General features: G+C 32.7%; 13 protein-coding genes and 1 pseudogene. 3 read left to right on the forward strand and 11 right to left on the reverse strand.

All coding sequences use genetic code 11. The features are described 5' to 3' along the window. The first annotated feature begins 59 nt into the window (after positions 1–59). Entirely contained in the window at positions 60–1,562 is a 1,503-nt protein-coding gene (locus IGL86_RS08400; RefSeq protein WP_033625800.1) for a DUF6056 family protein, read from the forward strand. Between the two features lie 24 nt (positions 1,563–1,586). Here IGL86_RS08400 and glnA read toward each other — a convergent pair whose 3' ends face one another. The 7 genes from glnA to IGL86_RS08435 all read right to left on the reverse strand — a co-directional run bounded on the left by glnA (position 1,587) and on the right by IGL86_RS08435 (position 8,705). Then, positions 1,587–2,927 (reverse strand): type I glutamate--ammonia ligase, encoded by a 1,341-nt coding sequence (gene glnA, locus IGL86_RS08405; RefSeq protein ID WP_002356929.1) that lies wholly within the window; start codon positions 2,925–2,927, stop codon positions 1,587–1,589. Positions 2,928–2,969: 42 nt separating this feature from the next. Further along, on the reverse strand, positions 2,970–3,353 hold the full coding sequence (locus tag IGL86_RS08410) for a MerR family transcriptional regulator (RefSeq protein ID WP_002388239.1): 384 nt from the start codon (positions 3,351–3,353) through the stop codon (positions 2,970–2,972). A gap of 202 nt (positions 3,354–3,555) precedes the next feature. Then, positions 3,556–4,797, reverse strand: coding sequence for a GTPase HflX (hflX, locus tag IGL86_RS08415; RefSeq protein ID WP_033625799.1), 1,242 nt, complete (start codon positions 4,795–4,797; stop codon positions 3,556–3,558). 3 nt (positions 4,798–4,800) lie between these two features. Beyond that, positions 4,801–5,730, reverse strand: coding sequence for a tRNA (adenosine(37)-N6)-dimethylallyltransferase MiaA (gene miaA / locus IGL86_RS08420; RefSeq protein WP_033625797.1), 930 nt, complete (start codon positions 5,728–5,730; stop codon positions 4,801–4,803). Continuing rightward, entirely contained in the window at positions 5,731–6,477 is a 747-nt protein-coding gene (locus IGL86_RS08425; protein WP_002362094.1) for a glycerophosphodiester phosphodiesterase, read from the reverse strand. It lies immediately after the preceding gene. A gap of 119 nt (positions 6,478–6,596) precedes the next feature. Further along, positions 6,597–7,577, reverse strand: a complete 981-nt coding sequence (locus IGL86_RS08430; RefSeq protein WP_033625796.1) for a glycosyltransferase family 2 protein — start codon at positions 7,575–7,577, stop codon at positions 6,597–6,599. A gap of 132 nt (positions 7,578–7,709) precedes the next feature. Beyond that, the gene (locus tag IGL86_RS08435; protein ID WP_080280135.1) at positions 7,710–8,705 is read right to left on the reverse strand and encodes a GDP-mannose 4,6-dehydratase; all 996 of its coding nucleotides are present in this window, start codon (positions 8,703–8,705) and stop codon (positions 7,710–7,712) included. A 164-nt stretch (positions 8,706–8,869) separates the two neighbouring features. Here IGL86_RS08435 and IGL86_RS08440 point away from each other — a divergent pair, with 164 nt between their 5' ends. Further along, positions 8,870–10,417 (forward strand): oligosaccharide flippase family protein, encoded by a 1,548-nt coding sequence (locus IGL86_RS08440; protein ID WP_033625795.1) that lies wholly within the window; start codon positions 8,870–8,872, stop codon positions 10,415–10,417. A 220-nt stretch (positions 10,418–10,637) separates the two neighbouring features. Next, positions 10,638–11,006 (forward strand): annotated as a pseudogene (gene tnpA, locus IGL86_RS08445) (IS200/IS605 family transposase); the annotation flags it as partial. Between the two features lie 548 nt (positions 11,007–11,554). On the opposite strand, the gene IGL86_RS08450 reads toward tnpA, so the two are convergent. The 4 genes from IGL86_RS08450 to IGL86_RS08465 are packed head-to-tail and all read right to left on the reverse strand — an operon-like array spanning position 11,555 to position 15,922. Then, complete coding sequence (locus tag IGL86_RS08450) at positions 11,555–12,772, reverse strand: CDP-glycerol glycerophosphotransferase family protein (RefSeq protein ID WP_033625791.1); 1,218 nt, start codon at positions 12,770–12,772, stop codon at positions 11,555–11,557. A 23-nt stretch (positions 12,773–12,795) separates the two neighbouring features. Further along, entirely contained in the window at positions 12,796–13,776 is a 981-nt protein-coding gene (locus IGL86_RS08455) for a glycosyltransferase family 2 protein (RefSeq protein ID WP_033625789.1), read from the reverse strand. A gap of 10 nt (positions 13,777–13,786) precedes the next feature. Continuing rightward, on the reverse strand, positions 13,787–14,743 hold the full coding sequence (locus IGL86_RS08460; RefSeq protein WP_033625803.1) for a glycosyltransferase family 2 protein: 957 nt from the start codon (positions 14,741–14,743) through the stop codon (positions 13,787–13,789). A gap of 24 nt (positions 14,744–14,767) precedes the next feature. Beyond that, the gene (locus IGL86_RS08465; RefSeq protein ID WP_033625786.1) at positions 14,768–15,922 is read right to left on the reverse strand and encodes an SDR family NAD(P)-dependent oxidoreductase; all 1,155 of its coding nucleotides are present in this window, start codon (positions 15,920–15,922) and stop codon (positions 14,768–14,770) included. Positions 15,923–16,091: the final 169 nt, after the last annotated feature.

Genomic DNA, 16,091 nt, shown 5'->3' on the forward strand with positions numbered 1-16,091 from the left:
TTTATATATAATTAGTTTATAATAACAACTGAAAATAACGATCTACAGAAAGGGAGAATATGTTGAAAACTCTTCAAAAAAATAAATTTATTATCCTTGCTTTTTTACTACTAACCATTATTTTTTATTTTATCCCTTACGCTCACGATGAATGGATGTGGGGAAGTCAAGAAGGGCTTGATTTATTAAAAAACGGCTTTCAAGGATACAATGGACGCTACTTTGGAAATATCTTCGCTTTAATTATTACTCGTAGTGTTTTAATTAAAAGCTTGTTCATGAGCGGCACGATTCTATTATTACTTACAGTACTAACAAAATTCACTAACCTAAGTTTAGATAGAAAAACAACTGCAAATAAAAAATTTCTTTTGATTTTTGGCTTAGCTCTACTTATATTAATTCCCACAAAACTTTTTCAACAAACTTATGGATGGCCGGCAGCTTTTGTGAACTTCGTTCCTCCTGTCATTAGTTTAGTGGTTTTTTTCATAATAGTGAATTACTTATTTACTAATGAAACAGCTAATTTAAAACACCCTGTTCTAACAGGTATTGTTTTAAGTTTAGGGACTCAATTTTTTTCTGAAAACATCAGCGTTTATATCACATTCCTTGCAATTGCTTTATGTATTTATTCTTGGAAAACCAGAAAGATGATTGATTCGTTCTTACTTGCTTTTCTAGTTACAAGTTTCCTTAGTTTGATTATTATGCTAATTAATCCAGCTTACTTAAATGCTGCCAATAATACTGATGGCTATAAAAAAATTAATTTATCGCTTTCATATTTTTACTATAAAACAATTGGACCGATGGCAGAAAATATTTTTCATCAAAATCGTTTCATTAATCTTTGTATAGCAACGTTAACTTTATTAATCTCTAAAAAACAAGATAAAGATATTTTACAATCAAAGGCAACGCAACTGATAAATAAAGGAGCTCTATTTTTTATAAGTACTTATACGGTTTTCTCTGTCTTTATTTATCCTTATTTCACAATATCCTATAATCGCAGTCAAGATTTCACTGCACTATTAGCTTTACTATACTACCTTTCAATATTTATATTTATACTCATTCAATTTAAAGGTAATTTAAAAGCAAAACTACTTTTCTTGTTCTTATCTATCGTATGTACAGCTGGGCCTCTTTTCATTGCTGAGCCTATCGGTCCCCGGTCATTTTATATTACGTACGTTTTTTGGATTATACTTATTCTGCAATTTATCGCTTATTATTTTAATTTACAAAGTGAAGAAGAAAACAACCATGAAATACTGTTTATAACGAAAATTCTTAAACAAGGAATTCTTGTCTTATTAATCTTTTATACCTTGATGTTTGCATACACCTACAGGGTAGAACAACAAAGAAAAGAAATTATTGACGAGGCAATCGCTAATAAAGAAACTTCCGTAAAATTACCTTTATTACCAAATGGAGAATACTTTTGGGAGAAAGGAACAACCTCAGAATATTGGATGCGCCGTTACAAAACATTTTATAACATTCCGCAAGAAATAACGATTACATTCGTACCGATGGAAAAAAAATAAAAAAAGAGCCCTAGGGCTCTTTTTTTAGTACAACTCCAAATATTGTTCTCTTTCCCATTCAGAAACGGTTTGACGGAAGGCTGCCCATTCCATTCGTTTCGCTTCTACAAAATTGGCAAAAATATGACGACCTAATGCATCAATCATTACTTGATCTTTACGTAATTCTTTGATGGCATTGTGTAAGGTTGATGGCAAATCTTCAATTTGTGCATGTTGACGTTCTTCCTCATTCATCACATAAATGTTACGATCAACTGCTGGCGGTGGTGTAAGTTCATTACGAATACCATCCAAACCTGCTTGTAATAAGACAGCCATTGTTAAATACGGATTCGCTGAAGGATCGACAGAACGTAATTCTAAACGAGTCGATAAGCCACGAGATTCAGGAACTCGAATGAGTGGTGAACGATTTCTGCCGCTCCAAGCTACATAAACAGGTGCTTCATAACCTGGTACCAAGCGTTTATAAGAGTTCACTGTTGGGTTACATACCGCAGTATAGGCACGGGCATGTTTTAATAAACCACCTAAGAAATGATAAGCAGTTTGGCTTAAGCCCATCTCTCCTGACTCGTCATAAAAAACATTACCTTCTTCATTAAATAATGACATATTGCAGTGCATACCAGAACCATTAATTCCAAACAAAGGTTTTGGCATAAATGTTGCATGCAAACCATGTTTGCGTGCAATAGTTTTCACAACTAACTTAAACGTTTGAATATTGTCACAAGCATCAACTACATCAGCATATTTAAAGTCAATTTCATGTTGACCAGGTGCTACTTCATGATGCGAAGCTTCCACTTCAAAGCCTAAACTTTCTAACTCTAAAACAATATCACGGCGACAATTTTCACCTAAATCGGTTGGCGCAAAATCAAAATAGCCACCTTTATCATTCAAGTCAGTGGTAATTTCACCATTCTCATCTAATTTAAATAGGAAAAATTCTGGTTCTGGTCCTAAGTTAAACGAAGTAAAGCCTAATTCTTTCATATCTGCTAAGGCACGTTTTAAATTACCGCGGGGATCTCCGGCAAAAGGGGTACCATCAGGATTGTAAATATCACAAATTAAGCGCGCAACTTTTCCATGGTCGCTTTCCCACGGAAAAATCATCCATGTAGATAGATCAGGGTATAAATACATGTCACTTTCTTCGATACGAACGAATCCTTCAATGGATGACCCATCAAACATCATTTTATTATCTAATACTTTATCTAGCTGACTCACAGGAACTTCAACATTTTTAATTGTTCCCATAATGTCGGTAAACATTAGTCGTAAAAAACGTACGTTTTCTTCTTCTGCAATATGTTTAATCTCTTCTGCCGTTTTGGCTTTTCTTGTCATCGGTCTGATCCCCATCCTTCATTTTTATTGGCTGCTGAAACGTTAAAGCCTTGGTACATTCGATTGGAACGGATTTTGCTGAGTAAGTCCTCCTTGCGAAAGGATTTCGTCGTATAAAATCTGACGAACATCTGCATCGGTTAACGGACGAGTCGCCTCGGCGGTGTTTTTTTGTTCCTCTAATTTCATTTCATACACACGCTTAATCCCTGCCATGTTCAATCCATCAGATAAATAATCTTTAATTTCTAACAAAACATCAATATCATTTAAAGAATACATGCGTCGGTTGCCCTCACTACGTTCTGGATGAATCAATCCCTGTTCTTCATAGTAGCGAATTTGTCGAGCGGTCAAATCCGTTAGTTTCATAACTGTACCAATTGGAAAAACTGACATGGAACGGCGTAACTCTTTTTCTCTCATCTCCATCCTCCTCTCTTAGTTATTTCTTAGAATAACAATAGAATGACAAATTGTCAAGAACTTATGTTAGATTTTCTAACATAAAACAAAAAACCTGATAAATATGGACTTTTCCATCTTTTCATGGCTGATTTTCTCCTGCTAACCAAAAAAATAGAAATGATTTGTTTTTACAAATCATTTCTAATCAACTTACCATTTTTTATTCTTTTTCGGATTCAGCCAACCATTTAGACTCTTTTTTCGCAAAGCCTTTCACGATATACCGATTTTCATTTTCAGCATATTCTTCTGAAATCATTAGTGTCATCCGGCGAAGTTCACTTAATATTTGTCCGTCAGTTGGGCTAATTTCTAATTGATAAGGCTCGAGTAATTCCATCATTTGGGCACGGATAGCTTGAACCAGTCGTTCTTTATCTTCAGAAATTTTAGTTGAGATCAATACATTGGGAAATAAGGTTGGGACAAATTCTTTGCTGTCCACTTGATCTCTTTTATTATAAACCGTCAAGCATGGAATATTTTCCAACGCTAATTCTTTCATCAATGTTTGAACTGTGCGTTCATGTTGTAACCGATCTGGCGCACTTGCATCCACCACATGGAGCAGTAAATCCATCGTCAGACTTTCTTCCAATGTCGATTGAAAGGCTTCAATCAGTTGTGTTGGTAAATCTTGAATGAAGCCAACCGTATCTGTCAGAGTAACTTCCATGCCTTGAGGCAATTGCCATTTTTTGGTTAAAGGATCTAACGTTGCAAACAATTGATCCTCTGAATAAGTTCCTGCTGTTGTCAACATGTTGAGAATGGTTGATTTGCCAGCATTGGTATAACCAATCAAGCCAATTTGAAATAGTTCTGAATTTTGTCTTTTTTGGCGGCTTCGTTCACGATGAGCAGTGACTTCTTTTAACTCACGACGGATGCCTAAGATTTTATTCCGAATGTGTCGGCGGTCCGACTCTAATTTCGTTTCACCAGGCCCACGCGTCCCAATACCTCCTCCAAGTCGGGACAACTGTTTTCCTTGACCAGCCAAGCGAGGCAATAAATAATCCAATTGTGCTAATTCAACTTGTAACTTTCCTTCTTTGGAGCGCGCACGCAAAGCAAAGATATCCAAAATTAATTGTACACGATCAATTACTCGCACAGCTAACGCTTCAGATAACAGTTGATTTTGACGCGGTGTGAGCTCGTGATTAAAAATCACAAGATCCGCTTCATAGGCATCTGTTAATTGAATTAATTCTTCCAATTTTCCCTTACCGATTACGGTTTGTCGATCAACTTGTGGTCGTTTTTGCGTTAAAACAAACACCACTTCTCCATTAGCAGTTTCCGTTAAATTCGCCAGTTCTTCCATTGATGCAGAAAATGTCTGATAATTTTTTTCCGTTTCAACTCCTACTAGAATCACTTTTTCATGAGTGGTCATCGCCTACTCACTCTCCTTCTGTTGTAGCCATTCTGCTACTTCTTTTTCCAACTTGGGCAAATCTGTTGGCTGCTGAACCAAATTCCACCAATGCGCAGTCATTCGATTTCTAAACCAAGTCAATTGACGTTTGGCATATCTCCGCGATTGCTGTTTGACTGTTTCAACCGCCATCTCTAATGATTGTTCACCGGAAAAATACGGGAAAAATTCTTTATAGCCAATACCTTGAGCTGCTTGTGCATGTGGTTGCTGAAACATCTGTTTTGCTTCTTCCAACAGCCCTTCTGTCATCATTTGATCCACCCGCTGATTAATACGTTCATATAATAAAGCGCGATCTGTTTCCAAACCTAACAAATAATAATCATAGAGACGAGCTGGTTTTTCCTTCGGGGTCAAAATACTATAACCGGTTTTATCAAAGACCTCTAACGCACGAATCACTTTTTTGCGATTATTAAAATGAATGCTGTCAGCCGCTAGAGGATCCTTTTGTTGTAATAACTGCCATAAGGTTTGATTCCCTTTTTCTTCCGCAAATAAATTGTACGTTTCTCTAATTTCAGGCGAGTCATCTATCTCACGACTTCCTAGTTGAAAATCATAAAGGAGTGATTGAATATACAAACCTGTTCCTCCAACGATAATTGGTAGTTTCCCTTTTTCAGTAATTTCTTTGATTTTTTGACGACCCTCTTTCTGAAAATCAGCGGCAGAATATGTTTCGCTGACTTCACGGCAATCAATTAAATAGTGAGGAATTCCTTCTTTTTCTGTTTCTGTGACTTTAGCGGTGCCAATGTCTAACGAGCGATAAACTTGCATGGAGTCACCGCTAATAATTTCACCATTAAATTTTTTTGCTAAAGCAATACTTAATGCTGTTTTCCCCACCGCAGTGGGTCCTACAATAACTAATACTTTCTCCAATTATGTTTCTCCTTCTTCTTGCCAATTTTGACGAGCAAATTTTGCTTCCTCAGGAAAATCTGTATGAACGCCTGCCAATTTTAGCTGAAAACAATTTTCCATTTCTTCCATCCGATTAACAGTCCACGGCCGCAGCGGTTTGCCAATTGCGATAAGTTCTTTTTCATGAGCCAACACCCAAGACATTTTTGGATGTAAACTATCGACAAGCGCGAATGCCGGTCCCGCTTGACTTAAATCCTCTGCAGATTCATAAATAAAGGCAATTTCTGTCTTAGGATCAGCTTTTTTTAATTTAACTAAACTTGGAAAATAAAAACTGGAATATAAATAACGAAACGGCCAGTTTTTTTGCTTCATTTGTTGGACGACTTTTTTCTCAATTCCTTCATAATGGATAATGTCCGTTTTAAGTTCAATATTCAAAAAACCATTGAATTGTTCTTCTACAAGACAATTTAAAACATCTTCCAATGTTGGAACACATTGAACAGAAGGATTTTTCTGAAACCAGCTTCCAGCATCTAGTTGTTTTAATTCGTTTAATGTTAACTGTTGGATTTCACCATGACCATCTGTCGTACGATCCACCGTTTCATCGTGCATAACGATTAAATAACCATCTTTAGATAAGTGAACGTCTAATTCAATTCCTTCAGCACCAACACGAACAGCCTCTCTGAAAGCAATACACGTATTTTCAGGATGGGTGCCTTTACTTCCTCGATGTGCAATAATATCTGTCATGCTCTCACTCCAATCTTGTTTATTGTACCATTGGAGTGAGGTGGGTTCAAATATATAAAAAACGAGATACAGTCATTCGACTACTACCTCGTTTTTTATAAGTAAAATGAATATATTCATTAATCAATCTCTTTTAACTCTGATTCTTTAGTCTCATTTTTCTTTGGTAAACTGTATATATTTTCTACAAAATACAAGGGACGTTTCTTAGTCTCTAAAAATACACGGCCAACATACTCCCCTAAAATCCCTACAGAAATCAATTGGCAGCCACCTAAAAATAATATCATAATCATTAGCGAAGGGAAGCCTGAGGTGTCCGCTCCAAATATCAATGTTTTAATTAATACATATATCATGTAAATAAACGCAACAAAAGAAACTAAAAAGCCAAAATACATTGAAATCTTTAAAGGAGCCGTTGTATAAGAAGTAATTCCTTCAATTGCCAATTTCAATAATGCGCCAAAACTCCATTTTGTTTCACCATGTAATCTTTCATCCGCATCAAATTCAATCGCAACCTTTTTGAAGCCTACCCAATTATATAACCCCTTCGTATAACGTTGAGATTCTCTCATTTGCTTCAGCGCCTCTACTACCTTACGATCAAGTAACCGGTAATCTCCTGCATCTGGTAAAACAGGCGTATTGGCTAGTTTTCCTAATACTTTATAAAACCATTTAGAGGATGTTTTTTTGAACCATGACTCCCCTTTGCGTTGATTTCTTTTAGCATAGACATCTTCATAACCTTGCTGCCAAAGATCAATCATATCAATAATTGTAGCTGGCGGATGTTGTAAATCAGCGTCCATTGTAATAACAGCATCATGTGTAGAATAATCAAAGCCCGCACTCATTGCTATCTCTTTTCCATAATTTCTGGACAAATCAATTAAAGAAACATTATCCGTTTGTTCAATTAATGATAAAACTTCACTCACAGTGTTATCTTTGCTTCCATCATTAATAAATAATATTTCAAAATCAACTTCGTTTCTTTTTTTTTCTAAAGTTTCATTTAATTTTTTATATAGAGGACGTATATTATTTGCTTCATTATACGCGGGTATTGAAATTAAAATTTTTTTTTCCACAGGTTAAATCCCCCAAATTTAATACTTGCATACAAATTTTAGCATACCATATTAAACTTTTTTTATCTATGACTACTTCGTACAAATTACTTGAAAACTTCTTGAGAGCTGATAGTTCTCAAGAAGTTTTATTTATTCTTTTAATTCATAATTAACATATTTATCCAAACCGGACTGAATACTATATTTTGGTTCATAACCAATGGCACGTAATTTAGATATATCCGCTAAGGAATCTTTGATGTCCCCAGCTCGTGCTTCTTTGTATTCAACTGGCAAAGTGACTTTCATAATATCATTTAAAGAAGAAATTAACTCATTTAAATCGGTTGCTTTCCCTGTTCCGACATTATACACTTCCCCAAGTGATTGGTCAGAATGAGCGACAAGATTCAACGCTTGAACCACGTCCTCAACAAAGACAAAATCACGGGATTGTTTTCCATCGCCAAAGATATTGAATGTCACTTCTTGATTGGCTAATAAGCGTTTGTAAGAGTCCATCACAATCGAAATAACGCCAGAATAAGGGGAATTAGGATTTTGGTTTGGCCCGTAAACGTTAAAGAAGCGAACAGCGCTTGTTGGAACATCATATAAATGACAATAGTTTAACACATATTTTTCAGAAGCAAATTTATCCACTGCATAAGGCGTTAATGGACGAATTACTGATTCTTCCTGTTTTGGTAAAGTTGGCTCATCGCCGTAAACCGCTGCAGAAGAAGCAAACACCAAACGTTTTAAATCTTTCTGGTATTTCCGAATTAATTCCAGTAATTGTAACACACTCTCAAAATTCACTTGGTGTGTTTCCACTGGACGTGCTACTGAATCTGCTACACTAGCAATCGCGGCTAAGTGAAAAATGTAATCGAACTGATACTCTTGCAGTACTTTTTCCATTAATTGTTGATCAATCACGCTACCTTCAATGAACGTGATATTTTCAGATGTGTTTAAATTTTCAGTTTGGCCCATTGATAAATCATCAATGACCACAACTTGATTGTCTTTACTATAATAATTTGCTAAGGTTGAGCCGATAAAGCCGGCGCCGCCTGTGATTAAGAATGATTTCACTTTACCCCCACTTTCTAAAATGATTAATCTATTATATTTTATCATATTTCTAACCATAGCACATCGATTCTTAGTGAATAAAAATTATTAATATATTACGAAAAAATCCCTTAGATGATTGATATTCTTCCTTCATTAAGTTATGATTGCAACTGAATAAAGCTTTATTTACCTGAATAGACCCATTTTAATAAGGAGAACAGAACATTATGGAAAAAAAATCACGTTTAGAATATTCTATCATTAATTCTAGTATTTCAACAATAATATTTATTTTGACCATAGGGATTCAATTTATTTCTAGAACGATATTCATTCGTTTCTTAGGGATTGAATACTTAGGACTAAATGGATTATTTTCAAATATACTTAGTATGTTATCATTAGCAGAATTAGGTATTGGAACCTCAATCATTTTCTCACTATATAAACCATTGCAGCAAAAGGACACCGCAATTATCAAATCTTTAATGCATCTATACAAAAAAATTTATAATAGAATTGGTGTAGCAATAGGTGTTATAGGTTGTTTACTTGTTCCTTTTTTACCTATGATAGTTGGTGAAGATGTAAGTATTCCGAACATCCAACTCTTATATTTATTATTCTTAGCAAACTCTGTTTTCAGCTATTTCTTTACTTATAATCGCTCATTGCTTAATGCAGATCAGCTTGGATATCTAAATGTGATTAACACGTTTGCTTATTTAGTTGTTGCTACAGTTATTCAAATATTCACATTATATATGACTGGCAACTACGCACTTTATTTACTTATCCAAATTATTTGTACAGTAATTTCAAACATTGATATTTCTCTTCGAGTAAAGAAAAGGTACAAACACGTATTTCAATATCCTGAAATAAAAAAACTAGATAGAGAGACTGTGACGATTTTAAAACAAAATACCATCGGAAATCTCTCTAATAAAATTGGTTCTGTCGTTGTTTTGAGCACAGATAATATCCTAATTTCCATATTTGTTAGTTTAGCTGCGGTAGGACGCTATTCCAACTATGTGTTAATTGTAAATAGTATTAAAGGCATTTTTAACCAGTTTACTAATTCTATAACAGCTAGCATTGGGAGCGTCGCTGTCTCAGATGACAGAGAAAATGGTCGCCAAATATTTTTTAGACACTATTTTATAAATTTTATTTTGATTTACTTTGCAACGATTGTCATGTTTTTATCTATACAACCATTCATATCTTGGTGGGTAGGCTCTTCTTACCAACTAGATAATTTCATTTTCACTTTAATCATCTTAAACTTTGTTATTGGTGTTTTTAGAAATTCTGCACAAGTCTTCATAGCTGCATATGGTTTAGCTTGGATTCAAAGATGGAAATCTGTTGTGGAATCCATTTTAAATATTGTATTTTCTTTAATTTTTTTATTAATTTTTGATATGGGGATAGCTGGAGTTATTTTAGCCACTATCTTATCTACTTTAACCTCAGTTTCTTGGTATGAACCTTATGTAGTTTTAAAATATGGTATACATGATAAATTTAGTAAGTATTTGCTTACTACATTAAAGTATTGCATAGCTTTAGCACTAGGTATTCTAACAACTTATCCCTTATTTAGTTTAATATCAGCTACAACTCTCTTAGAGATCATTTTAAGATCCTTAGCTGGCATTTTGATTGGGGCGATAGTCTTCGTCATTTTATTTTATCGCACAGAGGAATTTAAATTTGTTATGAGTATTTTTAACAAACTTATCGTTAAATTTAAAAATAGAAATTAATTCAATCACCATTATATAAACAAAAAAAGTTCCTATAATCCAATCGACGATAGAAGTTTCTCTTTATTATGGATAATTTTGGCTCTATACTTTCTGATGTTGTTATTTTCACCAACATCAGAAAGTATGTATTAAAAAGCCTCCCAAACTGTTAAGATAAAGTTGGTTTCCCGATCACCGCATCAAAAGTTTAGGGGGTAGTCCTTATGAAAAAGGACATATAAAAAGTTTATCACACACAAGATGGAAATGTAAGTATCATATTATTTTTGCACTAAAATATCGTCGACAAATTGTCTATAGAAAGTATAAAGAGAGTATTGAAAAAAATTTGAGAATTATGAGAAAGGAAAAACGTAGAGATAATAGAGGCAAATGCATGTATAAATCATATTCATATGCTAGTAAATATTCCTCTAAATCTCCCAATTCATTGGTTATTTAAAATGAAAGAGCAGCTTGATATTTGCTAGGCATGAGGAATTAAAATCGTTATGGAAATAAAAAATTCTGATGTCACGATTAATAAGTGGATACAGTAAGAAGAAATCAAAAGCAGCTAGAAGAATATATTCGTAATCAACTAAGGACCTGTGAGTAAATGTGGTGCGTAAGGGAGCTTTTTCGGTAAGCCTTTTAGTCTTAAGCTGGTAATAGAGTCTTATAGGTACAGAACAAACCACCCGTATGAACGGGTGGTTTTAATTTGCTTCACAAAAAGACACACATTGGAATCAGTAAAATTAAAGTCACTAAACCCGTTCTAAGAAGGAATCAAGATGTCCTATACTGAACTTATCAAAGAAACCCTAAATATTCTAGACCTAAATGTTACTTTCGAAGAAAATTGTTTACAAAAAGAAAAAAACGGACAAATTTGTAAAGTTTATGCAGAAAAATTAACCTATTCTCCAGATAACTGTGAACATTGTAAAACTCATTCCACTATTATTCACTGAGAAATGATAACTGTTCAGTTGTTACGGATACAAACATTGCAGAAAAACACTGTTTCATTAGTCAATATATCAATTAGACTATTACTACATGTTTGAAGGAAAATACTTCCATATTTGACAAAAAAATATATTCTTTAGTCTAACTTTAGAGATACACTTCATACTAAACTACTATTATTTACAAATAATATGATAAATTCATCTCTTTAATAATCAGATTACCAATCTCTTCACTCGCTTTGCCTGTTTCATATATATTATGAATTGTTTTAAAGGCTCTCAAATTGCTAATATAATTCTCTTCGGAAAAAAATTTAATTTGTCTTAACAAATCTTGTTTGTTTAAAGAAAACGGGAATGGTAATTCAGTTAAATCCATTAATAATCCACGATCTTTTATATACTCTTCATAATCATAAGCGTACAAAAAACATTTTTTTTCTGTAATCATCATTTCCCCCATAGAAGATGAATAATCAGTTATCAGAGTATCAATTGCACAAAGTAATTCTTGCATATCGTCATAAGAAGAACCATCAATAAAACCATCTGATAGTTTATTTCCTAAAATTTTTTGTTTATTTTTTGTATCATTTGGATGTAGTCTTACCAATAAAACAAAATCATCTGAAAAGCTTTTATTAAAAGTTTGTAATACTTCTTCTAGGAAACCTTGTTCTATTTCTAAATCATACTCTTGCCTAAACGTAGGCGCGTACATTACAATTTTTTTATAAGGTTTTATATTAAAATGTGTATAAACTTTATCAATGATTGCCTGATCATAATTTATTAATAAATCATTTCTAGGTAAGCCATTTCTGAATATTTCACCTTCATACCAGAAAGTATAAGATACGTTTTCAACCATATCAGAACTTTCAAATAACAACAAATCACACATTTTTGAATCTTTTTTGGCACACTTAACATATTGTTTGGTTAACTTTGCTTCAACATTCCGTTCGATTTGTTTCAATGAAAACCCTGCGTGCCAAGTTTGAATGTAAAACTGATATTTTCTTTTGGGAGGATAAAAGCTTTTTCTACAATTATCTATCCATATTTTAGCAGTATAAAGTTCAAATAACGCCCTAAAAGATCTAGCAGAAACTGTCTTAACCGCTTCTGGACATCCTCCATTTCCTTCCACCCAATTTTTATCTATCAACCATACAATCTCTACAGGTGCATTAGTCTCAATTAAATAGTTACATATATACTTTGCGTTATCACCATATCCTTTACCATTAAAATTACTAACTACAATCTTATTTTTTTTTATTGGTATAGCATACAAAAAAGGATATAGTAAATAAAATATACTTATAGCTATTAATCTAGATAAAAGTCGTGTCCTTACATATCTCCAATTTCTTCTAATTTTCTCTATCATCTTCTATTCGTCCTTCGGTATATTTATTGATTGATTTTTCTTAAATATTTTTGTTGTAGTTTAGGAAAAGGTTTATAAAAGATTGGGTGAATTTTAAGAAATGTTAGTCCTAACTTGCGATTTTTTGTAAAATATGGGTTAGCATAAATGAACTTTTGATTTTCTTTAAGGAATTTGATTATTTTTTTAGTAACTTCAGAATAATCATTTTCGCTATCAGATTTCATGATTTTATCTAACACATAAAAGTTTGCAGCGCACACACGCTTAAATGCTAAGTCTTTATATTCAGGCATAATATTCTGAATAACTTTATAAACTTGTTCCCAAGAATCAATACTATCTAAATCTCTAGTAGAGAATTTAGCTGAAGTAATACTACCTTTTCTATGGACGTAAAAATATTGTTTGGAAGTATCTGCAACAACTTTATTACACTGCTTAAGCACATCCATAATAATATAAACATCCTCGTGAGCCTTTCCTACAGGAAATCTCAATTCTTTAAAAATTGTTTTTTTATAAAGTTTAGCAACTGCATAGACAGGAATTTTTTTGCCAATTAAAATCATTTCAATTGCTTCTTTTTGATCCAATATAAATATCTCTGATTTAGTAACTTCTGGTTCTTTACCCGAATAAATACTTTCTACACCCGTAATTGATAAATCTGCATGTTCATTCTTTATATTTTTATACAGATATTCTATCATTCTATCCGAAATAAAATCATCACTATCAATAAAAGTTAAATACTCCCCCTTTGCTATATCAATGCCTGCGTTACGAGCAGAGCTAAGGCCACCATTTTCTTTATGAATCACTTTTATTCGACTATCTAATTCTTTTAATTTATCACATATAACACCAGATGTATCAGTAGAACCATCATCTACTAAAAGTAATTCAAAATTAGTAAAACTTTGCGAAAGTATTGTTTTAACACATTTTTCTAAATATTTTTCTACATTATAAACAGGAACAATTATACTAATTTCTGGCATGTTGAACTCCTTATTTTCCTAAAATTTTTCTATACATAAAATTATACAAGGAACCATTCGCTAAATATAAAATCAAACCTATTTTTTTGGCTATACTGGTTTCAGAATTTTTAATTAGTTGGCTAAAATTCTTTCTAATTTGCTTTCTTGAAAAATATAAGTATTTTTTATTAGTTTTCCCTGAATGTTTACTTGTTATTTTAAATCCAGTTGATAAATATCCATCCAATAATTTATCGGCCGCTAAGTTTGTTAGAATTGGAAATGAATTCTCTATGTCTTTTAGCAAAAGTTCCCGTTGCGTTATATTATCATACTGCCTTTCACTAAATTCTTGGTGAACAATACTAGTATGATTCTGATAATAATAAATACCTGCTACTGATAAATAATTTACTTGCTTAGCCAACTTCATAACTTCATATGTAGGCATTATATCCTCATATAGTTTTCCCTCTGGGAAACGAATTTCTTTAAAAAGAGTATGGTAATACACTTTATTCCAAGCATAAAAATCTACCCCTTTATCAATAAAAGGCAAACGTATTATCTCTTTTTTTTCTGAAATCACTTGTTCTCTTGGGACTAAGGAAATTTCTTTTTCTTCGTTACCTTTTATTAAACCAAAAACCACAATATCTGTTTTTAAGTCCTCGAAAGCTTGTAATACTTTTTTAAGAATACCTGGTAAAAAATAATCATCACTATCTAAAAAAGAAATCAGTTCTCCCTTCGCCTTATCTAGTCCATAATTTCGTGCAGATGCCAAACCACCATTCTCTTTATGAAAAACATGTACCTGTGTATATTTCTCTGATAATCTCTCTGCAAGGTCTCCACTACTATCTGTTGAACCATCATTAATTAAAAGTATTTCGTAATCCTCATTTATTCCTTGATCAATAACGCTTTCGACAGCTCTTTCCAGAGTATTAATTACGTTATATACAGGAATAATGATACTCATTTTCAAAGACTTATTTTTCAAACTCTATTTTTCCTTTCCTTCTATGCTCTTATCAATTAACATCCTTAACTTAGAACTACTTGTCCCTTGTGTGTAGTCAAAGTAAATAATTTCAGTATCTTTGTCTTTAAAAAAATCTTCATAATATTTAAAACGTTCTGTGCCTTTATAATCACTACCAACAAACAAATAATCGTAATAAATTTCATTCCAGATTGTAATATCTTCTGGTTGAGAAGGAACCACTTTGTCTACATAGCGATTACTTTTCAAAATCTCCATTCGTTCTTCAAAAGAAATAAATGTTTCTTTTCCTTTATGTGATGCATCCTGATGTACACCGACAATTAAATAGTCACAATATTGCTTCGCTCTTCTTAGTAAATTCAAGTGTCCAATATGAAACAAATCAAAAGTACCACTTAAATAACCAATTTTCAATTGTGGTCTTGTATTGATACGACCACCAGATAATTTATAATCATAACTTTCTAAGCCAAACTTATAAGGATTCCTGTGATATCTAGCAAGTACATTACCATATATCTCTAAATCAGGGATATACAATGTATTTTTCTTTTGCATTTCTTTAATAATATTTTTAGACAATGTGTCAATTACTTTCGTGTCTGTTTGGCCTCCAGAAAAACTAGTTCCTCTAATTGAACCAGGAGATACATTTAAAATCCGATTTTTTGTTCCAGATTTTTCTAATTCTATATTGACACTTTCAATCAATTTATCAATAGCAGCTTTTCCCGCACCATATACCGAAAACATAGGGGAACTAATAAACCCGGCAATACTCCCCATTACTCCACAATAAAAATCATTTTCCCCTTCAAGTTGAGGATAAAATTTATTTAAAATCCGAATAGGGGCTACTCCATTCACATTTAAGTTATTATAAATTTCTCTATCTTCAAAAGTAGCAAAAGGTGCAACACGACCATATCCCGCTGTAATCATTAGTGTATCAATTTTAAAAACATATTCATCAAATATATCAAAATCATCCAATGTTAAATCCATTGGTATATAATTTATTTTTCCATCCAAAGTCAACGCTGGTTCTCTTTTATCCATAATTGTGATTTCTTCATACCCTAACTCAATGAAATTGTTGACAATAGCCAAACCAATCCCGTTGCTACCCCCAACTACTAATGCTTTTTTCATGAAAATCCTTCCTTTGTAAAATTAATATTTATTTTCCAACAAATTTACTCATAGTATTATGTACTAATACAATTTTATATTTCATTAATACATCTCAACTATTTCAACAATAATCCTCTATGTATTCTATCATAATCTATTTTGAAATACATCTCTAAACTTAATTTAT

The sequence above is a fragment of the Enterococcus sp. DIV0774 genome (genome assembly GCF_050539095.1).
GTDB classification, from domain to species: Bacteria; Bacillota; Bacilli; order Lactobacillales; family Enterococcaceae; genus Enterococcus; species Enterococcus faecalis.